We start from the raw sequence: 22,922 nt of genomic DNA, 5'->3' as shown, positions 1-22,922 counted from the left end.
AAGACACAGATAATTTCCTCGGTATTTTGATCAGCTACTAATTGGGATTTTAAAGTATGATAACCTCTTTTACCCGAAAAAAAATCTTTCTGTTTCTTTTGGGGGCGTTCAATGGGAGTTTCCGTTACATCCATTACCGTTACGACCGGTATCTCTGCTTGATTGAGTAAAGCTTTTTTTCCTTTTAAACGGAAGTTTCCCGATTGTAAAAGCATTTTTTCCGTCTTATTTACAATCCGACATATAGTTGATTCTGATAGTTCCCAGCTTGTACCAATGTGAAAATATGTTCTATATTCTCGCCAATATTCTAACGTTACTAAAACTTGTTCTTCTATAGATAGTTTAGGTTTCGGTCCCATTTTAGATGGTGAATTAGAGTCGGCTTCAACACTTTTTACTGATTCTACCATCTTTCTATATGTTTGTTTATACACACCGATTTTATTCTTTTTTCCACTTCAATCTAAGAATTGAGAAAAAAGCAAAACCTTATGTTATACCATAAAAAAATTATGCAAGAGGTCTATTCTCAACAAGCACTGTTTATTGAGAATTACTGGGGGAACCCTGAAATTTTCGGCTTAGTTGCCGGCAGCTTGCCGCCAACTCACTCCTCTAGATAAGTATTTTGACTCACGCTCCTTCCTCTTTTGAGACGTTGTGACACTTAGGGTGCGGAATGTGGGTTGTTGGGTAAGACTTTTAGACCTTTTTGAAATCCAAAAGTGCCAGGCGTGGGAGTGATCAGGGGGAAAATTCAGGTACTTTTTCCCCGAAAATTAGGTAATTGACCCCCTGAAAATGGGTAAAACCCTACACCCCACACCCCACGAGAAACTTTTTGCCGCAAACCCCAATCACATCGCGTAAAATGGTAGCGCCTCCGACCAATGGGGGCGTTTTCCCGTTTGCCAATCCAAATGGGCTAAATCGAGGATAGCGGGGGCATTTATGCCTAAATAGTTGGGTGTAGGTAATCTTTGATAGGGAATAGTTAAGTTTTCTAAGGTCTGCTGCCATTGTTCCAAAGTCATCAGGCTATCAGCTAAATAAACCCGATTACCCCGATAGATGCCCACATACAATTGTCCCCTAGTGGCGGGCATTTCTAGGGCTAGATAGGTATCAAGGGGGTAAAAATCCCGTTGTGACCAAGCAAAGGCCGCTAAACTGGAGACGGTAAAAATCGGTAGCTGTAATTGTTGTGCTAGGGTTCTAGCGGTGACTATACCGATGCGGGTACTGGTAAAGCTCCCCGGACCCCTAGCAGTGGCGAGAAAGGCTAAATCTGCCCATTTTTGCGGGGCTAGGAACTTTTTTAGATAGGGGTGGAATAGGTTTGATAAATCCCTGTCTAAGTCCCAAGTTTGTTGACGACTATCATCCCTGAAATTAGAGAGGGCCAGTCCCAGTTGGGGACTGCTGGTATGCAAAGCTAATCCATAGACAGGGGAAGACAAGTCGATCTTTCTGTATCAGTAAGTTTTTATGGGTCGCCTGGGATTCGAACCCAAGACCAATCGGTTAAAAGCCGAGTGCTCTACCGCTGAGCTAGCGACCCGTTTCGTGTTCTGCACACGATTCATCAATATAACATCTTATCGAGGCTAAGTCAAGGGGTAATTTAAATTTGATTGACTCGCATTTCCACGATCGCCTCGCGGCTGCTCTGGGGTTCTAGGTAGGTCAAATGTTCGCCTGTGTTAAGGGCGTTGCGGGGAGCGCTCCAAGGTTCGAGACAGATATAATTTTTATCTTTCAGGGTCCAAAAAACTATAGTTGTATAGAGATCGTCGTAACTGAGGACAATTTGGCGCTGATGATAAGAATCACTAAAACCACTTTGATGGCGCGTAATTTGCGGAAAAGCGGCATCAATTTCTTCGAGATTAAAGTCAAAGTTACCAGAGTAGGAATGGAAGGTTTTCGTGCGTTGGTCGAGGTATTGGGAGGAGGGAATATCAAAGGACAATCGGGTTTTATCGGTGACTTGAAAATAGGGATGAAATCCGATAGAAAAGGGCATTTTTTCGGGGGAAAGATTGATTACTTTTTGGTGAATTCTGAGGCTGTTTCCTTGCAGTTGATAGGTAAAGATTAATTGAAAATCAAAGGGATAGACTTGACAAGTGGCTTCATTACTGTTTAATTCTAGGGTTAAACTAGCGGCGGTTTCGCTGCTTTGTTTGCTGACTTGCCAAGGTAAATCACGAGCAAATCCGTGTTGTTTGAGGGTATAGTTTCGGCCTTGGTATTGATAGGTATTATCGGGTAAGTTGCCGCAGATAGGAAATAAAATCGGGACTCCTCCGCGGACGCTGAGGTTAGGATCTTTGAATCTTTCTGTGTCCAGATATAAAAGATCTTCTCCGCAAATTTGCCAACGGGTGATGATTCCTCCCCTAGCGGGAACCACTTCCAGATAAGCGTCAGCCTCTTCATCCTTGAGACAATAGGTAAGGTATTGATTTTGGTTTTGAGTGATCGTAAAAGTCATATCAGTTATCAGTTATCAGTTATCAGTTACCAGTGATCAGTTACCAGTGAATATCATCGTTCTTCGGTAGTTTGAAAGCTGAGATAGACTAGCTTGAGATGAAAATTTGAGTAAGAAAATAGGCAATGGCGGCGCTACCAACGGGTACAGTGAGATTATCTATACCCAGTTTCGAGAAAGTTTCTAGAATAGTAGCTCCGATCGCTGTCAATAAAGATACTAGAATAATTGGCGGATTAATGCCATTAACAAAAGATAAAATAATCAAGCTGACTAGAAAGCTGACTCCTAACATAGTCAGGGAACCTTCCAGACTTTTGCCACTGCCGAAAATTTTGTAGGGATGTTGACCGAAATTTTGTCCGACTAGGGCTGCTAATCCGTCTCCTAAAGCCATAATTAAAATACCCATTGCTGCGTATTCGGGGTGAGAAATTGGCCAAAAATAAGCCACAAGAACACCGATACTAACAGCATAAAAAAAAGTTCCCCAACTACGGCGACCGACACTATTAAGACTAGGTAAAATGGGTAAAAAATAGGATAGTATAGCAATAATTGCCGCTAGGATGGCCGCACTTATTCCCACCCAAGCGGGGATATTTAACCACCAGGCAAAAAGGATGACGTTTCCTGTGCCAATGTGGACAACTTTGCGGGTAATTTCGCCATCGGTACTGAAAACACTTTTTAATTTTTCAGCGATCAGAATCAGAACAGCTAGGTAACAGGCGACTAAACTGATCGAAAATAGGAGAGGGTGGGATAGTTCCACGTGGCAAAAGCGAAAATTGACTATCTATTTAGTTTAGGCGATCGAGGTGACATTGATGAAAGGAATTTTTATTGGCTTAATTGAGGGATATAGACGGTTTATTTCGCCGCTATTTCCCCCTTCCTGTCGTTTTCAACCCACCTGTTCCCAGTATGCCATAGAAGCGATCGATCGCTTTGGTGTGCTACGGGGTTCTTGGTTAGCAATTAAGCGTATTCTCCGTTGTCATCCCTTTCACCCCGGAGGTTACGATCCTGTGCCTCCCTGTAGCCACAAGCACGATTAAAAGCCACAGCAGTTATCTCAATGGTGAGATAAGAAGTTTTCGTTTTGGGGATTCAGGAGTCAGGATTCAGGAGTCAATAGCAAACTAGGTTATACTTCATCTTTAGGGTAAAGTCTGTAAAACTCTTGATATTTTTAGACCCGTTGATGATTGCCTATTTTCTTTTGGGAAAACGCTCGATATCGGCGATACCATAAAAGATAATCTGTTTATCTTTTAAACGTAGTCGATCGACCCTTAATTGAGTACCATCGAGAGCAAACTTATCTAAATCCATAAGGTTGTTAACATGGCTGATTAAAGCTTCTCCTAAAGCTTTCGATCTTTCGTCCCCTTGGTAAACCACATCAACAAATTGAATTTTTCGCCGTTCTTCCACAACCACAGCCGTGGTCATTTCTAGCAGAATTGGTTCTTCTTCTGCCAATTTAATTAGACTTTTGAGAGTTAAAGTTTTATCGTCATTGAGAATTAATTCTGTGTTCTGACAGTGAATTGATTTACCTTCGTACTCTAATCTTTGCAGTTTTTCGACAATAAAAGGTGTATTAAAAGAGGTGGTTAAGTCGTCTTCCGTTAAAACTACCCGCAAAGTGGCCCGCGTCGGTTGACGGAGTTTCACCTGTCCGGTAAAAATGGCACTAAAATCGATCGCCACTGCCTGCACATACAATTCCATGGCTTCGATGCGTAGGCCATTGTACATGAGCATCGACTGACCGATAAAGTCAAAACCGTCGATACTGCCTTGCAGTAATTTGGCTACGGGTTCGGCGCGGACAGTCGCTGTCAGCTTGCCTGTGCGTTTGAATAATGCAGCGATCGCAGCACTCACCACTTTACTGATGAGTTGATCGCCGCTCTGATTGGGAAAAGGTAAGCTACCAAACACGCCTGCTGTCATATCTCTCATAGGTGGAACTGCAACGATCTTAACATTATTTAAAGTTTCTTTACATATCGTTTTATTAATGAAGATGATAAGCAATCTGTATGATTCTGTAGAGGTTATAAATTTTTAGCGGTCTATCGCGTGGGAGGGGATAGGATGGAAAAACGCTACTATCCCAGTGATATAGCGTTTTTCACTTAGAAAATCGGGGTTAAAAACGTGGTTGCCATTTCAGATCAACAACCGTTAGCCGCTACCCACAACCACAGCGATCAAGTGGCGGTATTATTGATGGGATACGGGGAAGTGGAGAGTTATGAGGACTTCGCCAACTATAATGAACAGGCCTTAAATTTGCTGACGGCTAAGTTCGCTCCTGTACCGACTTGGGTTTATCCTCCCCTAGCGAAATTATTGGCCCTATTTGACCTACACGAATGGCAGCACCAGCATAATCACTTTATTTCCCCCCATAACCACATTTTCGAGCATCAAAGACAGGAAATTGAGCGCAATTTACAGGCAAAATGGGGTAATCGGGTGGAGGTATTCAAAGCGTTTAACTTCTGTGCGCCTTTTTTACCGGCACAGATATTAACGGAAATCCGCGAGCGGGGATTCGAGAAAATTTTGATCTATCCTCTCCTCGTTGTTGATTCTATCTTTACCAGTGGCATTGCCATCGAACAGGTTAATAAAGCTTTAGCTCAAGGACAAACGGGGGAACATTGGGTCAAAGGATTGCGCTATATTCCCTCGTTTTATAACCAACCCGCTTATATAGAGCTAATGGCGCGGTTAGTGGAGGAAAAAATCGCGGCCGAGGTAGCTAGTAGCTGTCTTCCCTCGCAAATTGGCATTATTTTAATGAATCACGGTTGTCCCCACGAAGCTAAGGGATTTACGTCGGGAATCGATGAAAGTCAAGCTTTATACGAGTTAGTCCGGGAAAAATTAATCTATCGTTATCCCTTGATTTCTGTGGGTTGGTTAAATCACCAAACCCCCTTAATTAAATGGACGCAACCGAATGCAGAGTTAGCGGCGAAGAATTTGATTGAATTAGGGGCCAAAGCTTTAATTTTCATGCCGATTGGCTTTGCTACGGAAAATCACGAAACTTTACTGGATGTGGAGCATATTATCGAAGCTTTACGCCGCAAACACGACCAAGTTAATTATGTGCAGATGGCCTGTGTCAACGATAACCCCGAATTTTGCCGGATGGCTGCCGATTGGGCCGATGAACATATCGAAGCTTTACTGTCACAAGAGACTTTATCTGTCAATAGTTCTGTAACAATTCCTCACATTCATTCCGATAACCATCATCACCACGGACATCACCATCATCATTAAGCTTGGACAGTGGCAAAGAGGGGCAACGGCGAAAATTAGTCCTACCACTTGTCACTGTTGGAGCTATAATCTATAATTGTGCTTTCCTGGGTACGTAGCTCAATGGATAGAGCATCCGCCTTCTAAGCGGACGGTTGTAGGTTCGATCCCTACCGTACCCGTTATTGTTAAGTAGGGATTGGAAATTCTCTCCTCTTGTCCCGGGGACAATCGCTTTGATGCGGTGAGCGTGGAATTGGGTCAGTTGAATCCCGTCGGTTGATATTAATTGTGTTTAATTTAGTTGGCGATCGAGTTGAGGATCAGTCAAGGGAGAAGGCAAAGGCGAATAGGACATACTGCGCCACAATATCTCACGGAATGAGGATAGGTCGCCTGAAAAGGGGTAAAACAGGGGAAAACACCTGAAACTCCTTCTTCTGTGAATCACTGTCTTATGGCGAAAGGAGAAACAGCAGTCTAGAAAAGAGTTCTGGTATTATTTATAGACATCGCCGCGAGGTTTAATAGTTGTAATGACGTATAGATTGTTATTTCTATCTTCAAAAAACAACACTCGATACTTACCTACTCGCAATCTTAGTTCATCTCTTCCGTAAAGGGGTTTAATATCTAATTTTGTAGAATCCGAAATCAAAGTATCCAAAGCTTCAAGAAGACGAATTTGATCATTTTTAGGCATCCTTTCTAAGGAGCGTTCTGCTTGTCTAAGTAGAATATAATCAGCCAAGTTTATCTCCAAATAATTTGTATTTTAATTCTGTTGAAGTGATTCCAGTATCTCGACCGGATAAATAATCTTGCCATGCTGCTTGGCTTTCAGCAAGTTCTTCGGCTGGAATGATCTCATCGTCATCTTTTGGCGCTACGGTCGGCTTGATGATAGTTTTTAAATCCTCTAAAAGTCGCAACTTATCCGTAAGGGGAAGATTCTCTATTTGGCTGAGGATTTCATAGTAAGTTGTCATAGACCTTGATCGTATCAGATAATCCGAACACACCTCAAATAATACCACATCCAGATACTAACCAAAAATGGTAAAAGCGGTGGGCTGTTCACAACCGACTTGGTTCTGCGGTTTCTTTATCGGGATTAAGAGAGGAATGTAAAAATTTATTAAATTGTATCAAAAAATACAATTGTGGGGGGGGGAATGTGTATTGTTGTCTTTGCTGACCCTTTAGGGTTAGGTAAAACTGCTGGTTAACTTGGCTGCTAGAAAAGCGATCGTATCAATTTACTCTTTGCCAACTTTGCCAAAAAGCAGTTAAATCCCACTAACAACTTCAATGTCTTGAGGCATCTATCATGGTATTCATTAAACTTGTCAAAAATTCTATTGGGGGAGCCGTACTTATCAGTTTGGCAACAATAGGTACTGCTAATGCTCTTCAAATTACACCTATCAGTTATGATATGGAAAATGGAGGCGGCTCTAGATACTGGGACAAGAAATATAATGGCACTGGAAACACGTCGCTAGATTATGCTCTTCTCAGCGGAGGAGTTGGAGATCTAACTGATGGCATAATTCCTACACAAAGGTGGATTGATGTAGAAGTTCCAGACGGTACAGGACCTTATGTTGGTTGGCTAGACCGGAATCCTGTCATTACTTTTAACTTTGCTGGCACAGTCAGGATAAACTCAGTTACTGTCCATGTGGCTGACTTAAATGGTGATGCTGCTATTTCCGTACCGCAAAGTATATTATTAAGTATGGGCAGCTCTAATTACGATTCGGGAACTCTTACTGATCCGCCTGGTTCAGAGGCAACATCCTATACTTTTTCAGGATTAAATTTTAGTGGTAGTTCCCTACAACTTACTCTAAATCGACGCACTGCGTGGGTCTTTGCCAGCGAAGTTACTTTTGATGGCGAACTTTTGGGTGTCCAACCAGTTCCCGAACCCACTTCTACTTTAGGCTTCCTCGCTCTCGGCACTATCGGCGCAGCTTCAACCCTGAAGCGCAAACTAAAACCCTCCCAATCCATTGAAAAAGAAACCACAAAAGTTGGCTAAATTGCTTCTAAAATACCATAAATGCCCCTTCATTTAGTCAGTTGAGGGGTTATTTTTTGTCCATGTTTCTATTCATTAATTTTTATTAATTAATCGATCACAAGTATTTTTTTGTGATATAATGGGGCGGTTTATACAAATATTTTAATTTTTAATGACTATTGTGATTCCCAACGAAATTATACAAGCAACAGGAAAAAACGAGCAACTGTTGCAACTAGAACTGGCAATCATTATGTTTAGAGACTATCATATCAGTAGCGCAAAAGCGGCTGATTTTGCCAACTTATCTTTAATTGAATTTCGTCAAGAAGTCGCCAAGAGGAATATTTGTGTAAATTATGATAGTGTAGATTGGCAACAAGAATTACAAACCTTAAAAACCTTAGGTGATCTGTGATTGTTGTTAGTAACACCTCTCCGATTACCAGTTTAGCTGCTATCGGCTATCTTAACTTGCTCCATGATATCTATGGAACAATTATTATTCCAGTGGCTGTTTATGAAGAAATGACAGGATTAGGTTATTCAGTTCCTGGCACTATTGAAGTTCAAACCCTATCCTGGATAGAAAAGCGAGAGTTAGAGAATCGGTTATTATTAGAAGAATTACAGAAGGAATTACACCGAGGAGAATCAGAAACGATAGCTTTAGCGATTTCTTCAAATGCTGATAGAGTAATTATAGACGAGAACCCTGGCAGAAAGAAAGCAATTAGTTTAGGATTGAATGTTATTGGAATTTTAGGTATTTTATTAATTGCCAAAAGAAGAAGATTAATTCCTAATATTCAGCCGTTAATGGATGATTTGATTTTTAAAGCAGGTTTCCGTGTTAATCAAATATTGTATTTAGACATATTAAAAACAGCGCAAGAAATTGATGAAAACCCATAACTAAAGCCTTCAAAATCTTCTTATTTAATTGTTGCTAACTAATTGACAACAAGAGCGTTTTTTTGTGGTAAAATGGTTGGTCTAGTGTAAATATAGTAAAAGTTGAAATGTCTGTCACCCATATTAATAATCTTCAAGACCAGATTTTGCAAAGTATTAAGACTTTACCGCTAGAAAAACAGCAACAAGTCCTTGAATTTGTCAAATCCTTACAAAGAAATTCACGTTTTCAGAAATGGGATAATATTTCAGATGCAGAAGCACAATCGTTACAAAATGAATTTGCTCAAGAGAATATTAGCTTTTCAGAAAGTATTTTACCCGATTATTTATCTCACCTTGAACAAGAGGATAAGGAATAAATGCGAGGCGATATTTATCTAGCTGATTTTAATCCGAGTCGTGGTTCAGAACAAGCTGGTATTCGACCTGTTATTATTGTCCAACATAACAATATTGATCGCTTCACTAGCACTGTTGTTGTAATTCCATTAACCAGTAATTTACGTCGCGCACAAATTCCCGGAACAATGGTTATTCCCGCAGGACAAGGAGGCTTAAATCAGGAATCAGTAGCCTTATGTTATCAAATTGTTGTTATTGATAGACAACGACTTCAACGACAGTTGGGGACACTTTCTTCTAGTTATTTACAGCAATTGGAAGATGTTATGCGATACACATTAGATTTAACATAAAACACTAATATGAATGTTTAATTAGGGTCTGCTGAATAAATCTAAAAACCTTGTTGGATAAGACTTTTGGACTTTTTTTTCCTCAAAAAGTGCCGACCTTTGGAGTGATTGGGGGGAAAATTCAGGTACTTTTTCCCTGAAAATTAGGTAATTGACCACCTGAAAATGGGTAAAACCCCAAACCCCAAACCCCACACCCTGCCACCAGGAAAAACTTTTTGCCGCAAACCCTAACTAGGGATGGGAAATTCTCTCCTATCGTCTTGGGGACAATCGCTATAAGATTAGCGTACTGCTACGCAGTGCCTTCGGCATCGCACTAATAATTTTTGATCATTAATTCCCTACCAGATGCCGCCGCTCCTTGTTTATAATTATTCATGCCATACTGAAGATTCCACTCGATAATATGGGCAAAATTAAAGAGTTTTCGTATCTCTGGACAATCATCGTAGGTAATTAACCATTTAGCCTGACATTGACGCATATTATCGGCAAAACGTTGATGATCGAAGCTGGTATGTAAATTACCTCTCACACCGTACAAACGGGATTTTGTGGCACTATAGTAGGGGGGATCGAGAAAGATAAAAACTTCTTTTCCCTCAGCAAATAATAATTCTTCGTAGTCTTGGTTAGTAATTTTTACTGATGCTAATAACGGCGCAATTTGAGTTAATCTGGCCATTGATGAATCAGTAAATCTACTGGTAAAAGCTGCTTGAGAATAACCTCCCGAATCCACTGTTCCCGAAAAAGTAATCCGATTTAAGATAAAAAAACGCACTGCTTTCTCAAAGTCGGTTAACTTTAAATCTTCCCTTGTTAAATCTTGAAATAATTCTCGTCCAGTATCATATTTCTGTTTAATTTCTGTTATTTTTGCTACCAATAACTCAATATTTTCTTGAGCGCATTGCCAGAAACAATATAAATCATAATTTAAGTCATTAATCCAATAGGTTTTTATTTGTTGTCCAAAGAGTTGCTTAACAGCAAAAAATACAGAACCCCCACCAAAAAAAGGTTCTCGATATTCCCTAATATTCACAGGAATTTGCGGCATAATTTGCTTAATTGCCCGGGATTTCCCCCCGGGATAACGCAAGGGACTTTTAATTTTTGACATTTTATACTAAATCCGTTTATTATTGAATTCCGTCTAACGACCAAGTTAGTCCTCGTGCTTCTCCCCCGACTTTTACTTACTTTGTCTAGCTTGACTAACTTTTAGCCATGCAAAGATTTGTTGTGGAGTCAGTGTCAACTCAACCCCTGCAATTACCTTAAGTTGGTGATCCCCTCTGCAAACTTCCGGCTCTTGTTGGGGAGTAAACATTAAAACAGAATAATCATCTGGATCAAGCATCCATCCTAATTTACTGCCATGTTTTAAACAATGTAAAATGTTGTCAATTACACGGTTTACCTTTTGATCCGGTGAAAGAATTTCGATAGTCCAATCAGGTGCTTCCCTAAAGTCGTCCTCTGGTTCACCTGCTTGATTGAGGTTAATTCGATTCCATGCAATTACGGCAACATCAGGAACGATCGAACGCCCGCCGAAGGTACATCGCAACTCAGGTAAGGCTGTATAATCAACAGTGTGGCTGTCAACCGCAGCTAAAAGACGTTTTTGCAGGATAGAGTGTCGAGTCTTAGGCATGGGTTTCTGAATTGCGACTCCATGCAAGTATTCCCATGCTGGAGAATCCTCCAAATATGGCAATTCGAGGAAATCTTCAAGGGTGATACCCTCAGTCAAGGAAGTCGTCATCGTTTCAAGCAAAGGTTTTTTTGTGACTTTATTATAAATGAACTTTATCTGGGTTGCTTACCGACGATTCAGGTATATTTGAGGAGAATTTGCCCTCTCAATCAAATGGGTCGATTTCTTAACTATTCTAACTGACCAGTATCACTGGAAATGCCCACAAAGATCACAAAATTGGCCAATTGTCAATAGCATTTGAGATGCTCTCACCTTGGTTATGGCGCTTCCCACTCTTTCTTTTCTAGACACTCTGCAATTCGATATGTGTTTGCAATTCCTCCTATTTTTCCATGAGATCCTAATATTGGTAAATGGCCATATGGAGCATTCAGAGAAAAGTTAGGATCTTTTCCTTTTTTCCATCCCACTGCACTGCGAAACCTATGGTAAGCCTCTGAATTCTCATCAGTTAAATAGGGTTCACCGCCTTCACTTTTCCATATTTTTTGCTGAGTATCAAAGCCAAATCTGCCTTGACTTGCTTTTGACCACAAATCTTCAATAATCAACAAATCTTTGCAAGGAAATTCTTTCATAGTTTTTGTATCTATAAATCCTTCTCCTTCTCTATTGACCGTTTGCAACATTAGTCTTAGAGTCTCTCTATTAGCGTCCTCCCACCTATTTTCTTTAAGCAGTTTACGAAGACATGAATAATAAGCATCTCTGTTTGACGAAAATCCCTCCATAGGTTTACAAGTTACAAAGTGGCGATCATAGAAAAAATAGACAAAACCCATAATTGTAGCCAAAGCTGATAGAAAAGCTACAATTTCGATAGTAGTATGAATACCTAACTTTTTCCCAGACATACAGTCTCTCAGCTAGTCAAACGGTTGAACTCACCCGCCTTGTCAAAGTCTAGCAGAAAGTCGGGTGCAGTGATATGTCAGACAGTCGGCAGCCGGTCATAGGCTTCTGGCTCAACATCGGGAACTTTTGTTAAGATTGCCTGATACTTTTCTCGACTTCCCTTTTTGGACCTTTCTATTAGGTAATTTTCTGTCATCAACGCTGAAAGTTTCTCAGCGATCGCAGTAGAGATAAATTGATCGATCGAAATTCCATCACGAGCCGCTAGATCATCTAAACTTTTCTGTAATGAGTCGGGAATTTGAACTTGGATGGTACTCATGGTAACTTACCTATTAATCGTAGGAAACCTGAAGGCTCAAAGCGTGGGTTTCATTTTTAACATAGCCACCTTTACTCGATCGATAAATTACGATCAAACCAATTAGATTAACCATCTACTTAACTGTTGGTTTGCGAAATTTGGAAGGAGAAGGAAAATATTCTACCCGTTCATTTTTCAGAGCTTGTGCCATGAAATCGCGCCAAATGGGAGCGGCAAAACCACCGCCGGTGATACCTTTACCTAAAGTGCGGTTTCGGTCATCTCCAATCCACACTGCGGTGGCTAATTGGGGAACATAACCGACAAACCAGACATTTTTCTCGTTATCGGTAGTACCGGTTTTTCCCGCTGCTGGACGACCGATTTGGGCCGAGGTTGCTGTTCCTCCCTGAATAACTCCCTGTAGGACAGAGTTAAGAGAAGCGGTGGCCCAGGGGTCTAAAACTAGCTTCGGTTTGGGTGTATTATCGAGCATGACGTTACCCCGGCTATCAGTAACACGCATGATAAAGGTCGGCTCGGAATGCCAGCCATTACTGGCAAAAGTAGCGTAAGCTCCCGCCATTTCCAGAGGAGTCACATCCACGGAACCCAAAGGTAAAGAAGTGACGGCAATTAAAGGACTCTCGAAACCCAGCAGACGACAGACTTCAATGACTTTATTTATCCCGACACGACGACCGAGAACAACCGCGGGAATATTCAGAGACTGCATCAGAGCGCTACGCAGGGAAACCGGACCAGAAAAGCCGCCACCGTAGTTTTTTGGGCTATAGAAGCCGCCGCCCTCGCGAAAACGGATGGGAGCATCATTAACCACGGTTTCGGGGGTAAAACGACCACTAGCGAAGGCAGTATAATAGACGAAAGGTTTAAAAGCTGACCCCGGTTGACGACGGGATTGAATAGCTCGGTTTAATTGACTTTTATTGTAATCAACGCCACCGACGAGCGCCTTGACGAAATGGGTGCGGGGATCCACCGCAACTAGAGAAATTTGTAGGTCTTTGGTGCGAATACCGCGACCACGCAAGCCATTATAGGCCCGTTGAATGGTGGACTCGGCCATGTTTTGAAAGTCAAGATCGATCGTAGTTTGAATCCGCATTCCCCCTTTAATTAGAGTTTCTTTGCCAAATTTTTGCCGCAATTCTGCCACCACTGCATCGGTGACATAGGGTAACTTACTTTCTTGCCAAGCGGTGGGTTTACCCAGTTTCAGAGGTTCCTTTAAGGCGGCCTCTTCCTGTGCGGGGGTAATCCAACCTAAGCTACGCATCCGACTGAGAACCAGTGCCTGTCTTTCCTTGGCGGTTTTATAATTATTAAAAGGACTATAAACTTCCGGCGCTTGGATTAATCCGGCCATCATCGCCGATTCTGCTAAATTTAACTCGGAGGCGGGTTTATTAAAATAACTTTTAGCGGCGGTTTGGACTCCATAATTATTATGACCCCAATAGATATTATTGAGGTACATTTCCAGAATGTCATTTTTGCTAAAAACCTGTTCTACTCGTATTGCTAGGACTGCTTCAGCTAATTTACGGCTAACGGTGCGAGCATGGGAAAGAAAGATATTTTTGACTAACTGCATGGTGATGGTAGATGCACCTTCCACCACACCGCCACTTTTCCAGTTAGCCACTACTGCTCGACCGATACTATTAGGATTAATACCACGATGGTGATAAAAATGGCTATCTTCGATCGCCATCACGGCGCGTTTCAGATTGGGAGAAATTTGATCAAGTTCCACCACTTCCCGATGTGCTTCCCCGTGTAAGCTGGTCAGGGGTCTGCCTTTAACATCATAGATATAACTGGTTTCCGTGGGGACATAGCCCTGTAAAATCCTCACATCGGGTAGATTGCGGTAACTGATCGCTAATCCTACCACAGCCCCCGTCACCACGGCCGTGGATACCATCAACAGGCCGAGAGCGGTTCCCCCTGCGACTCTAGAGACTCCCTGAAGAAAGCTATCGGGGGAACTACTGGACTGCTGCTCTTTGTCTTGATTGCCGAGGGTACTGGTGGACACGATGGTTACAATTTCCTTTTTCCAAGAGGGGACTGATCGATCGAACTGGCTTGAAAGTCTATTCTATAGGTTTTGTTAAAAAATCGAATACTAGCTTACAGCAATTATGGCCGATCTGGCTCTAGATTCGATCGGCCATGGCAGGGGGATTAGGAGCAGCATAGTTAGATATCAGGGACAAAACAGGGTATCGCGGGTATTTCTGCCAGTTATGGGGTTAGTTCCTGTGGCTATCTCACAAAGATACTTTTCCACATCGGAGCGAATAATTGCATCGGTAAAATCGGCTCCGTCGATAATTGCACCTTTGATTAAAATGTTAGTGGCAAAAGCTCCTTCGAGAACGGCATTGGTAAAGTTGGCTCTGGTTAAACGGGCCGATTCTAAATCCACATTTCTCATATTGGCATCGCTAAAGTCGGCCCCCTCCAAGTTGGCAGAAAAAAAGCGTACTCCTTCCAGATTGGCATGACTGAAGTTACTACCGCGCAGATTAGAGTGATCGAAGGTGGAATCGCGCAAATCCTGCCCCCCAAAGTCATTATCGGTCAAATTGCGGTTATTGTAACTTAGGGCTTGGGCCGGAGCTAAGGAGAATAATAATACTAATATACTAGCAAACAAGATTAGTAGAGTTTTGCGAGAAAATTGCGCCATATTGCCACCTGATCAATCAACCTTTTCTATAATAAGCTGTACTGGATTTAAACCGCCTATCGGGAATTGTAGTACAAATGCTCGAACTGGCCGCCCCTCTATAGTTTCTCAACACGATTTATTATCATTACCCGGCACTCGTTGACAATTATCCCCGGATTTACCAAGGGCGATCGATCTGCTAGATTTTTGATGTTGGATATCTTAGATAGATATGGCTGGTCATAGTAAATGGGCAAATATTAAACGACAAAAAGCGCGGGTTGACGCCAAAAAAGGGCAAACTTTCACCCAGTTATCCCGGGCCATTATCGTGGCTACGCGTAACGGTGTTCCCGATCCGGCGGGCAATTTTCAGCTACGCACGGCGATCGAAAAAGCCAAGGCGGCCGGTATTCCCAATGACAATATCGAAAGAGCGATCGCTAAAGGGGCGGGAACGTGGGAAAATGACTCGGCTTTTGAGGAAATTCGCTACGAGGGTTATGGTCCGGGGGGTGTGGCGATCCTGATCGAAGCACTGACCGATAATCGCAATCGCACGGCTGCGGATCTGCGGGCGGCTTTTAGCAAAAATGGCGGTAATTTAGGTGAAACGGGCTGTGTGGGCTGGATGTTTGACCATAAGGGGGTAATTCGCCTTGAGGGAACTATTGATGAGGATAAGCTTTTAGAAGCTTCCCTAGAGGGCCAGGCCCAATCCTACGAGTTTTTTGACAGTGAGGAGGAAGGTCAAGGAGCAGAAGTTTTTACTGAGGTGTCTAACCTGGAGAGATTGAATAAGGTTCTGCAAGCAGCGGGATTTAAGGTCAAAGAAGCAGAATTACGCTGGATTCCCACTAATACCCTAGAAGTGAGCGATCGAGACCAGGCCCGTTTTTTATTCAAGTTAATCGACACCCTAGAATCCCTCGATGATGTGCAATCGGTGACGGCTAATTTTGATTTAGTTGAGGAATTGATGTTAGGGGATCTGTGATCCTAAATTCCCGGACTGCTCACTGATTCTAGGCCCAATCAAGAAATAATCTGTCCCCAAAATCGCGTAAAAATTCGGGTTCCGTAAAAATCGATCGCTCTGGCCATGATTTTTAACCTTTGACACACAGCACCTGCTTGAGAGTGGCGACAATTTCCACTAGATCAGCTTGTTGATTCATCACCCGTTGGATCGGTTTATAAGCCCCTGGAATCTCATCAATAACCCCCTCATCCTTGCGGCATTCAACCCCTTGGGTTTGGGCGATTAAATCATCAAGAGTAAAGGTTTTTTTAGCCAGATTTCTCGACATCAAGCGCCCGGCCCCGTGGGAACAGGAACAGAAGCTATTATGTTCTCCTTTACCTTTAACAATATAAGATTGCGCTCCCATGGAACCGGGGATAATGCCATAATCGGTTTCTCTAGCGCGGACGGCTCCTTTGCGGGTGACATAAACCTCCTCCCCAAAATGAATTTCTTTTTCGGCATAATTGTGATGACAATTAACTACTAAGAGGGGTTTAGTTGGTTTGCCTCCCGCTAGATGTTTTTCAACAATCCGTTTAAATCTAGCCATCATAATTTCCCGATTATAACGGGCATATTCCTGCGCCCATTGTAGGTCATGCCAGTAGGCGGCAAATTCTTCTGTACCGGCAACAAAGTAGGCCAAATCGAGGTCGGGTAATTTACATTCTGCTAGTTTGGCTAACTCTTTGGCAGTATCAATATGACATTGGGCCAGTTGATTACCAATACCTCTAGAACCGGAATGGAGCATTAACCAAACTTGATTATCTGTATCTAAACAAATTTCGATAAAGTGATTACCACCCCCCAGAGAACCCATTTGTTTAAGGGCTTTTTTCTCTAGGTTTTGTACCCCTCGATGAATCTGTTTAAATTCCCCCCATTTTGACCATTTAGTCACTTCCCGATCCACTTCTTTATTTTCCGCAAAACCGACGGGAATATTCGCCTCTACATCGAGGCGAATTTTTTTAAGTTTTCCCTGCAATTGTTCACCAGTAAAAGGCATTTTTAGGGCAGCCATGCCGCAACCGATATCGACTCCGACGGCGGCGGGAATTACGGCATCTTTGGTGGCAATCACCGAACCGACTAAAGCACCTTTACCCAAGTGAACATCGGGCATTAAAGAAATGTGTTTATAAACAAAAGGTAGGGAGGCAACATTTTTGGCCATTTGGGTTTCTTGGGTCCCCAATTCATGGCCTGCCCAAGATAAAATCGGTGTCGGGGTGGAAAGTTCCAGAGTTTCGTAAGCCATAGTTTTTATGAAATAATCAGATAAAAGGCGGATGCAACTAAGACAATAAGGCAATTGAGATTCTGCGATGAATTAGATAAATTGTGATCGGCGATCGTGTTTTAGCGCCAGAGGATAAGCTGTTGACTATCTAAATTACTCGTTCAGACTGCACCAGAGTTCTGAGCATTTGTACTAAAATTGTCAAGACGCAGTTTAAATGCAGTACAGCTTATTACCTATATTACATTATATACTACATTCGTGTTATCAACAAGTTCCCAGAAAGAGCAGGCATTGGGGAGCTTTTTGCTGTGATCGGTAAACAGTAAGCTGTTCAGCATCTAAATAGCGTATAACAGAAACAGTAACTTAGTCAAAAAATTCAATGATGAGCAATCTTACTGATTTACTCGCACTTCCATTTGGCAAACCTTTAGCTGAGATCGATGCCACAATCCTTGAGAGTTTTGGGGATAATTGTTACAAAATAAATGATCAGATTTATTTATTAACAATGAGTATTGACAATATTCCTGTATATAGAGGTCTTGCTTGGGTAGTTTCTGAGCGGGCAGCCGCCTGGATTTTTACAGGTCGTTGGTCTGATGATGAAATCAAACTGCCGCCACCAGATATTCTTTTACCAATGTTTACTATAAAAGATTATCAAAGTGTTTGTGAATTTGGCCAGCAAGTAGATGCGAAAAACTTTGTTAATGATCTTCCAGGGCCGCGAAGAGTAAAATTTAGCAACTACACTTACTATTATCGCATGGTAGAACCCCGTCAATCGGATGATCCTATTGGTATCGAGATCGATCGCCGACCAGAACAGTATAGGTATTGGGGAAATTCTCTAGTCATTATTAATAGTTGGCAAAGAACGATAACTAAAACCTTTCTTGACTTTCAACAATGTTCTCTTAACAATTTAAGAGGAGGGGGAGTCAATACTGGTAGTCATCTTATTCAGTTGAGAAGTTTTGGAAAGCCTGATAATTATCGGGAATCTATTTTATCTGTTTTTAATCCACCTACTCTATGCTATTTTGATTTGGGCTTAGAATTTGTGCCTTCTGTAGATATGCGTTTGGCCTACATCTACATCTATTTACAACCTAACTGTAGCAGTTTATTTTCCGAGGAAACCCGTTCTTCTACCTTTAGGGTTTTTTCTGGTGATCTTCTTTACGGAAATAGATTAATTAGTGCCTCTGAATTAGAGGATTTTCCTGGGTTAATTAACAGTTTTCAAGATAGCAGATTTAAACGATATGACACCGATACTTATATTCAAGAAATAAATGGAATACGCACAGGAACAATTGTTTTTACTCATGATTACATAATCTTATATTAATAAGTAGGTGGGTGGAATTAAATATAAGATGAACGTAGGTTGGGTTGAAGCATGAAACCCAACGCCCGCTCATGTTAGGCTACCGCTAACCCATCCTACAAATAATTGTGCCTCCCTACTTAGCACGATCTTTCAGTTATTAATAAAGTAAAGTGGCTCTTCTGGTTTCTGTGTGGAAACGAGGTCTATACTGATACTTTCTTCCGCAAAATAGCCCTAAAAGTCTTGCCCGATAAGCATTTCACGATTCCATAAGCAAAAATTATCACACAAAGTCGAGAAGAGCCGTAAAGTGCGGTAAATTTCTGAACTCTGGTAATGATCTTGATGTCTGAGATTCATATTTTCTACTTAAAAGAGAGGAAGTGAGGGATTTCCACCACCACTCCAGGGAAACCAAGGAGAGCGAGCATGGAGTGGTAAGAACTAAGAGTTTGTCTCACTTCTGACTCCTTTCCTTCACCACTAACTCTTTGATCCCGAACTGACATTAGCAATACTACCAAAAAGGTTCGGATACCTACACTATCAAGAAAGCGGGGTTATTTTGCACTATAGAGATAACGAAGGAACTGATAGGGGTGGGTATCGCCTAAAAACCGAGTACAGTTCCGATTCTAGAAGTCACTATAATTTGTATCGGAGCAGCACAAAGATTATGGGAAAAGTAGTTGGAATTGACTTAGGGACGACTAACTCCTGCGTCGCGGTTATGGAAGGGGGTAAACCCACCGTTATCGCCAACGCCGAAGGGTTTAGAACCACGCCCTCAGTCGTCGCCTACGCCAAAAGTGGCGATCGCCTAGTAGGACAAATCGCCAAACGTCAAGCGGTAATGAACCCGCAAAATACTTTTTATTCCGTCAAACGCTTCATCGGCAGGAAATTCAACGAAGTTACCAACGAAGCCACAGAAGTATCCTACAAAACTCTCCAGGACGGCAACGGCAACGTTAAATTAGACTGTCCCGCCCAGGGCAAACAATTCGCCCCCGAAGAAATTTCCGCCCAGGTACTGCGGAAACTGGTGGAAGATGCCAGTAAATACCTCGGCGAAACCGTTACCCAAGCAGTCATCACCGTACCCGCTTATTTTAACGACTCCCAACGTCAAGCCACCAAAGATGCCGGGAGAATTGCTGGGGTTGAAGTTCTCCGCATTATCAACGAACCCACCGCCGCCTCTCTTGCCTACGGATTAGACAAAAAAGCTAACGAAACCATTCTCGTTTTTGACTTGGGTGGAGGAACCTTTGACGTATCGGTTCTAGAAGTGGGTGATGGTGTCTTTGAAGTTCTCGCTACCTCTGGAGATACTCATCTCGGTGGTGATGACTTCGATAAAAAAATCGTTGATTATCTAGCCGGAGAATTCAAAAAAGTTGAAGGAATAGATCTCCGTCAAGATAAACAAGCCCTGCAACGTCTCACAGAAGCGGCAGAAAAAGCCAAAATTGAGCTTTCTAGCGTTACCCAAGCGGAAATTAACCTGCCCTTCATCACCGCTACCGCCGAAGGACCAAAACACCTAGATACTACCCTAACCAGAGCTAAATTTGAAGAAATTTGCGCCGATTTAATCGATCGCTGTCGGATTCCCGTCGAAAATGCCATCCGTGATGCCAAAATCGATAAATCTGCCCTCGATGAAGTGGTTCTCGTCGGTGGTTCAACCCGGATTCCCGCCGTCCAGGAATTAGTTAAAAAAGTTCTGGGCAAAGATCCTAACCAAAGCGTTAACCCCGATGAAGTGGTAGCCGTCGGCGCCGCTATTCAAGGTGGTGTTCTCGCCGGTGAAGTCAAAGATATTCTTCTGCTTGATGTTTCGCCCCTGTCTTTGGGTGTGGAAACCCTCGGCGGTGTGATGACGCGGATTATTACCCGCAACACCACTATCCCCACCAAAAAATCGGAAGTTTTCTCCACGGCAGTAGATGGACAAACTAACGTGGAAATCCACGTCCTGCAAGGGGAACGGGAAATGGCCAAAGATAACAAGAGTTTGGGAACTTTCCGACTCGATGGTATCCCTCCCGCTCCTCGTGGTGTGCCTCAAATCGAAGTGGTTTTCGACATCGATGCTAACGGTATTCTCAATGTCACCGCTAAGGATAAAGGTACAGGAAAAGAACAATCGATCAGCATCACCGGCGCTTCTACCTTGCCCCAAAATGAAGTGGAACGCATGGTTAATGAGGCAGAATCGAACGCCTCGGTGGATAAGGAACGTCGTGAACGCATTGAACGCAAAAATCAAGCTGATTCCTTGGTTTATCAAGCTGAGAAGCAGTTGGAAGAGTTAGGCGATAAGGTTCCTCCATCTGAGAAAAATAAAGCCCAAGGGTTGATTAAAGACCTGAAAGAAGCGATCGCTCAAGACGATGATGGTAAGATCAAAACCATCCTACCGGAATTACAACAAGCCCTCTACGCGATCGGTAGTAGTATGTATCAGCAAGGAGCCCCTAGCAATCCCCCCGGTGGCAATAATGACAATGGCCCCTCTGGTGGTGCTGGTGGTGGCGATGATGTCATCGATGCGGAATTCTCCGACGCTAAATAAAAATTAAGTTCTTAGCTTCGGGAAGGACACAAGTTAACTTGTGTCCTTTTTTCCTTGCGGCTTTCTTAAAGATAAGGCTGTCACCGAAAATTAGGACTAAACTTAAGTGAACCATCTTGGAGGACTAAGATTAAGAAAATGGAAATTTACCAATTTAGCCAACGCCAGACAATTATTATGGCTATTCTAGTCCTCTATCTCGGTAAGTATTTAACCAAAAATATCAAATTTCTGCAAGATTATAACATTCCTGATGCCGTTGCTGGTGGTGTCTTGGCTTCCTTGTTTTTAGGTCTATTTTTTGCTGTTTTTAAATGGCAAATTGAATTTACCCTTAATGTTCGGGATGCCCTGTTAATCGTTTTTTTTACTACTATCGGGCTGTCCTCAAAACTAAAAACCCTGCTGCAAGGGGGTAAACCCTTGCTAATTTTATTAATAACCGCCGTGGTTTATCTCATTCTACAAAATTTAGCTGGGTTAGGAGTGGCAAAAGTGATGGGATTAGATTTACCCATCGGTTTGATTGCTGGTTCCGTTTCTTTGAGTGGGGGTCACGGGACTGCCATTGCTTGGGCTTCTATTTTTCGTGATAATTATGGCATCGCCAAAGCATCAGAAATCGGTGTAGCTAGTGCTACTTTTGGGCTAGTTTTAGGGGGAATTATTGGCGGACCGGTGGCCAAATGGTTAATTACGAGAAATCGACTGCGAGCCAATAATCAAGATCAAGATTTAACGGTGGGAATTAAACAAAGCCAGAGGAATGTCAATATCGATTACAATACAATGCTCCATTCAATCTTAGTGATTGGTTTAACTATCGGTTTAGGTAATCAGATTAACTACTGGGTGACTCCCCTTGGTTTAAAATTACCGGATTTTGTCACCTGTTTATTGGCAGGAATTATCCTGACTAATACCATACCTTTGGTGTTGAAACGCTTTCCTTGGCCCGCTAATACGCCCTCTTTAGCCTTAATTTCTGATGTTAGTCTCGGTTTGTTCCTATCTATGTCCTTGATGAGTTTACAATTATGGACATTGATTGATTTGGCCGGACCGATTGCTATCCTGTTATTAGTGCAGTTCTCACTCAGTATTATTTATACTGTTTTACTGGTCTTTCCCTTAATGGGAAAAAACTATCATGCTTCAGTAGTTTGCGCCGGTTATTTGGGTTTAACTCTAGGGGCAACTCCCACAGCGATTGCCAATATGACAGCGGTGACGGAACATTTTGGGGCTTCTCCCCAGGCATTTATTATTGTTCCTTTGGTGGGGGCATTTTTTATTGATTTGTTTAATGCTTTTATCATCCAGCAATTTTTGAATTTTCTGACTTAAAAATTTTTATCGATCAAGTAATTATGGTTCTTCGGTTTGTGTTATGCAAGGGACGGGGGTTATAAGGGATGTAACCCCTATATAGAAAGGCATTTAGCGATTTTTGTCAATTGTTTTTGCTCTAGAGCAAACTAATCAATTAAGTCTCTTGCCAGATAAGGATTTAGTCGATTTATGCCCCCCTATCGAATCATACCAAGTAACGAAGAACCCAAAACACTTACATTATGGCTCTTATGGATGTATTCACTCATTTTTCTATTATACCCTGCGAGCGGCGGGGAATTAGACCCGAAGAGATTAAAGCATATCTAAATATTTTTGGGTTAAAAGTTAAACTTCAGGCTCCTA

At 42.2% G+C, this 22,922-nt stretch carries 24 protein-coding genes, 2 tRNA genes and 2 pseudogenes; 13 read left to right on the top strand and 15 right to left on the bottom strand.

The annotated features are described in order from the left end of the window. The 5 genes and pseudogenes from H6G40_RS05385 to H6G40_RS05365 form a co-directional block, all read right to left on the bottom strand. A pseudogene (locus tag H6G40_RS05385) lies at positions 1–443 on the bottom strand (IS5-like element ISMae4 family transposase); the annotation flags it as partial. A gap of 417 nt (positions 444–860) precedes the next feature. Beyond that, a complete protein-coding gene (tsaB, locus tag H6G40_RS05380; RefSeq protein WP_190537367.1) occupies positions 861–1,463 on the bottom strand; it encodes a tRNA (adenosine(37)-N6)-threonylcarbamoyltransferase complex dimerization subunit type 1 TsaB in 603 nt (200 codons plus the stop codon). Positions 1,464–1,492: 29 nt separating this feature from the next. Beyond that, a tRNA-Lys gene (locus H6G40_RS05375) sits at positions 1,493–1,564 on the bottom strand. 63 nt (positions 1,565–1,627) lie between these two features. Then, positions 1,628–2,500 (bottom strand): aldose epimerase family protein, encoded by an 873-nt coding sequence (locus H6G40_RS05370; RefSeq protein ID WP_190537365.1) that lies wholly within the window; start codon positions 2,498–2,500, stop codon positions 1,628–1,630. An 88-nt stretch (positions 2,501–2,588) separates the two neighbouring features. After that, entirely contained in the window at positions 2,589–3,275 is a 687-nt protein-coding gene (locus H6G40_RS05365; protein ID WP_002732430.1) for a diacylglycerol/polyprenol kinase family protein, read from the bottom strand. Between the two features lie 55 nt (positions 3,276–3,330). Here H6G40_RS05365 and yidD point away from each other — a divergent pair, with 55 nt between their 5' ends. Further along, entirely contained in the window at positions 3,331–3,561 is a 231-nt protein-coding gene (gene yidD / locus H6G40_RS05360) for a membrane protein insertion efficiency factor YidD (protein WP_002732315.1), read from the top strand. A 154-nt stretch (positions 3,562–3,715) separates the two neighbouring features. Here the strand turns inward: yidD and H6G40_RS05355 are convergent, their stop codons facing one another. Then, a complete protein-coding gene (locus H6G40_RS05355; protein ID WP_002777666.1) occupies positions 3,716–4,474 on the bottom strand; it encodes an LmeA family phospholipid-binding protein in 759 nt (252 codons plus the stop codon). A gap of 198 nt (positions 4,475–4,672) precedes the next feature. Between H6G40_RS05355 and H6G40_RS05350 the strand changes: the two genes are divergently transcribed. Both H6G40_RS05350 and H6G40_RS05345 read left to right on the top strand, forming a co-directional pair. Beyond that, complete coding sequence (locus H6G40_RS05350) at positions 4,673–5,812, top strand: ferrochelatase (protein WP_002733662.1); 1,140 nt, start codon at positions 4,673–4,675, stop codon at positions 5,810–5,812. A gap of 88 nt (positions 5,813–5,900) precedes the next feature. Continuing rightward, a tRNA-Arg gene (locus tag H6G40_RS05345) sits at positions 5,901–5,973 on the top strand. 317 nt (positions 5,974–6,290) lie between these two features. Here the strand turns inward: H6G40_RS05345 and H6G40_RS05340 are convergent. Further along, on the bottom strand, positions 6,291–6,542 hold the full coding sequence (locus tag H6G40_RS05340) for a type II toxin-antitoxin system RelE family toxin (RefSeq protein WP_004162266.1): 252 nt from the start codon (positions 6,540–6,542) through the stop codon (positions 6,291–6,293). Then, positions 6,535–6,780 (bottom strand): hypothetical protein, encoded by a 246-nt coding sequence (locus H6G40_RS05335; RefSeq protein WP_002734321.1) that lies wholly within the window; start codon positions 6,778–6,780, stop codon positions 6,535–6,537. Before H6G40_RS05335 ends, H6G40_RS05340 begins: the two co-directional genes overlap by 8 nt. A gap of 341 nt (positions 6,781–7,121) precedes the next feature. Between H6G40_RS05335 and H6G40_RS05330 the strand changes: the two genes are divergently transcribed. From H6G40_RS05330 to H6G40_RS05310, 5 genes are all read left to right on the top strand, one after another. Continuing rightward, a complete protein-coding gene (locus H6G40_RS05330) occupies positions 7,122–7,838 on the top strand; it encodes a PEP-CTERM sorting domain-containing protein (RefSeq protein WP_002733176.1) in 717 nt (238 codons plus the stop codon). A gap of 154 nt (positions 7,839–7,992) precedes the next feature. Continuing rightward, positions 7,993–8,238 (top strand): UPF0175 family protein, encoded by a 246-nt coding sequence (locus tag H6G40_RS05325; RefSeq protein ID WP_002770804.1) that lies wholly within the window; start codon positions 7,993–7,995, stop codon positions 8,236–8,238. Further along, positions 8,235–8,735: a PIN domain-containing protein gene (locus H6G40_RS05320; protein ID WP_002731701.1), complete on the top strand. Its 501-nt coding sequence runs from the start codon at positions 8,235–8,237 to the stop codon at positions 8,733–8,735. The genes H6G40_RS05325 and H6G40_RS05320 overlap by 4 nt, the downstream gene beginning before the upstream one ends. A 107-nt stretch (positions 8,736–8,842) precedes the next feature. Beyond that, on the top strand, positions 8,843–9,097 hold the full coding sequence (locus H6G40_RS05315) for a hypothetical protein (RefSeq protein ID WP_069474956.1): 255 nt from the start codon (positions 8,843–8,845) through the stop codon (positions 9,095–9,097). Then, positions 9,098–9,433: a type II toxin-antitoxin system PemK/MazF family toxin gene (locus H6G40_RS05310; RefSeq protein WP_002731935.1), complete on the top strand. Its 336-nt coding sequence runs from the start codon at positions 9,098–9,100 to the stop codon at positions 9,431–9,433. It begins immediately after the preceding gene. Between the two features lie 319 nt (positions 9,434–9,752). On the opposite strand, the gene H6G40_RS05305 is transcribed toward H6G40_RS05310, so the two are convergent. From H6G40_RS05305 to H6G40_RS05280, 6 genes are all read right to left on the bottom strand, one after another. Beyond that, on the bottom strand, positions 9,753–10,562 hold the full coding sequence (locus tag H6G40_RS05305; RefSeq protein WP_002777661.1) for a DNA adenine methylase: 810 nt from the start codon (positions 10,560–10,562) through the stop codon (positions 9,753–9,755). A 72-nt stretch (positions 10,563–10,634) separates the two neighbouring features. Beyond that, on the bottom strand, positions 10,635–11,210 hold the full coding sequence (locus H6G40_RS05300; RefSeq protein WP_002777660.1) for a Uma2 family endonuclease: 576 nt from the start codon (positions 11,208–11,210) through the stop codon (positions 10,635–10,637). Positions 11,211–11,422: 212 nt separating this feature from the next. Then, on the bottom strand, positions 11,423–12,019 hold the full coding sequence (locus tag H6G40_RS05295) for a GUN4 domain-containing protein (RefSeq protein ID WP_002746508.1): 597 nt from the start codon (positions 12,017–12,019) through the stop codon (positions 11,423–11,425). Positions 12,020–12,096: 77 nt separating this feature from the next. Next, a complete protein-coding gene (locus H6G40_RS05290; protein WP_004162257.1) occupies positions 12,097–12,342 on the bottom strand; it encodes a CopG family transcriptional regulator in 246 nt (81 codons plus the stop codon). A 115-nt stretch (positions 12,343–12,457) separates the two neighbouring features. Beyond that, a complete protein-coding gene (locus H6G40_RS05285) occupies positions 12,458–14,389 on the bottom strand; it encodes a transglycosylase domain-containing protein (protein ID WP_069474957.1) in 1,932 nt (643 codons plus the stop codon). 171 nt (positions 14,390–14,560) lie between these two features. Then, the gene (locus H6G40_RS05280) at positions 14,561–15,046 is read right to left on the bottom strand and encodes a pentapeptide repeat-containing protein (protein ID WP_002734112.1); all 486 of its coding nucleotides are present in this window, start codon (positions 15,044–15,046) and stop codon (positions 14,561–14,563) included. Between the two features lie 214 nt (positions 15,047–15,260). Between H6G40_RS05280 and H6G40_RS05275 the strand changes: the two genes are divergently transcribed. After that, positions 15,261–16,025 (top strand): YebC/PmpR family DNA-binding transcriptional regulator, encoded by a 765-nt coding sequence (locus tag H6G40_RS05275; protein ID WP_002734597.1) that lies wholly within the window; start codon positions 15,261–15,263, stop codon positions 16,023–16,025. Positions 16,026–16,137: 112 nt separating this feature from the next. Here H6G40_RS05275 and H6G40_RS05270 read toward each other — a convergent pair whose 3' ends face one another. Beyond that, positions 16,138–17,319, bottom strand: a complete 1,182-nt coding sequence (locus tag H6G40_RS05270) for an RtcB family protein (protein WP_123230497.1) — start codon at positions 17,317–17,319, stop codon at positions 16,138–16,140. Positions 17,320–17,689: 370 nt separating this feature from the next. Here H6G40_RS05270 and H6G40_RS05265 point away from each other — a divergent pair, with 370 nt between their 5' ends. The 4 genes and pseudogenes from H6G40_RS05265 to H6G40_RS23885 all read left to right on the top strand — a co-directional run bounded on the left by H6G40_RS05265 (position 17,690) and on the right by H6G40_RS23885 (position 22,860). Then, positions 17,690–18,661: a hypothetical protein gene (locus H6G40_RS05265; RefSeq protein WP_052276106.1), complete on the top strand. Its 972-nt coding sequence runs from the start codon at positions 17,690–17,692 to the stop codon at positions 18,659–18,661. Positions 18,662–19,319: 658 nt separating this feature from the next. Next, complete coding sequence (gene dnaK, locus H6G40_RS05260; protein ID WP_002750478.1) at positions 19,320–21,224, top strand: molecular chaperone DnaK; 1,905 nt, start codon at positions 19,320–19,322, stop codon at positions 21,222–21,224. Between the two features lie 138 nt (positions 21,225–21,362). Continuing rightward, a complete protein-coding gene (gene gltS / locus H6G40_RS05255; protein ID WP_069474960.1) occupies positions 21,363–22,571 on the top strand; it encodes a sodium/glutamate symporter in 1,209 nt (402 codons plus the stop codon). Between the two features lie 43 nt (positions 22,572–22,614). Continuing rightward, positions 22,615–22,860 (top strand): annotated as a pseudogene (locus H6G40_RS23885) (hypothetical protein). Positions 22,861–22,922: the final 62 nt, after the last annotated feature.

This window comes from Microcystis viridis FACHB-1342, assembly GCF_014698335.1.
Classification (GTDB): Bacteria; Cyanobacteriota; Cyanobacteriia; order Cyanobacteriales; family Microcystaceae; genus Microcystis; species Microcystis ichthyoblabe_A.
Note: the sequence above shows the minus strand (reverse complement) of the source record. Positions and strands in the feature narration are given on the sequence as shown.

Coding starts and splice junctions, on each gene's coding strand:
- H6G40_RS05370 (WP_190537365.1), bottom strand. CDS start 2,500: ATGACTTTTACGATCACTCAAAACCAAAATCAATACCTTACCTATTGT.
- yidD (WP_002732315.1), top strand. CDS start 3,331: ATGAAAGGAATTTTTATTGGCTTAATTGAGGGATATAGACGGTTTATT.
- H6G40_RS05355 (WP_002777666.1), bottom strand. CDS start 4,474: ATGAGAGATATGACAGCAGGCGTGTTTGGTAGCTTACCTTTTCCCAAT.
- H6G40_RS05335 (WP_002734321.1), bottom strand. CDS start 6,780: ATGACAACTTACTATGAAATCCTCAGCCAAATAGAGAATCTTCCCCTT.
- H6G40_RS05330 (WP_002733176.1), top strand. CDS start 7,122: ATGGTATTCATTAAACTTGTCAAAAATTCTATTGGGGGAGCCGTACTT.
- H6G40_RS05325 (WP_002770804.1), top strand. CDS start 7,993: ATGACTATTGTGATTCCCAACGAAATTATACAAGCAACAGGAAAAAAC.
- H6G40_RS05315 (WP_069474956.1), top strand. CDS start 8,843: ATGTCTGTCACCCATATTAATAATCTTCAAGACCAGATTTTGCAAAGT.
- H6G40_RS05310 (WP_002731935.1), top strand. CDS start 9,098: ATGCGAGGCGATATTTATCTAGCTGATTTTAATCCGAGTCGTGGTTCA.
- H6G40_RS05305 (WP_002777661.1), bottom strand. CDS start 10,562: ATGTCAAAAATTAAAAGTCCCTTGCGTTATCCCGGGGGGAAATCCCGG.
- H6G40_RS05300 (WP_002777660.1), bottom strand. CDS start 11,210: ATGACGACTTCCTTGACTGAGGGTATCACCCTTGAAGATTTCCTCGAA.
- H6G40_RS05295 (WP_002746508.1), bottom strand. CDS start 12,019: ATGTCTGGGAAAAAGTTAGGTATTCATACTACTATCGAAATTGTAGCT.
- H6G40_RS05290 (WP_004162257.1), bottom strand. CDS start 12,342: ATGAGTACCATCCAAGTTCAAATTCCCGACTCATTACAGAAAAGTTTA.
- H6G40_RS05280 (WP_002734112.1), bottom strand. CDS start 15,046: ATGGCGCAATTTTCTCGCAAAACTCTACTAATCTTGTTTGCTAGTATA.
- H6G40_RS05275 (WP_002734597.1), top strand. CDS start 15,261: ATGGCTGGTCATAGTAAATGGGCAAATATTAAACGACAAAAAGCGCGG.
- H6G40_RS05270 (WP_123230497.1), bottom strand. CDS start 17,319: ATGGCTTACGAAACTCTGGAACTTTCCACCCCGACACCGATTTTATCT.
- H6G40_RS05265 (WP_052276106.1), top strand. CDS start 17,690: ATGAGCAATCTTACTGATTTACTCGCACTTCCATTTGGCAAACCTTTA.
- dnaK (WP_002750478.1), top strand. CDS start 19,320: ATGGGAAAAGTAGTTGGAATTGACTTAGGGACGACTAACTCCTGCGTC.
- gltS (WP_069474960.1), top strand. CDS start 21,363: ATGGAAATTTACCAATTTAGCCAACGCCAGACAATTATTATGGCTATT.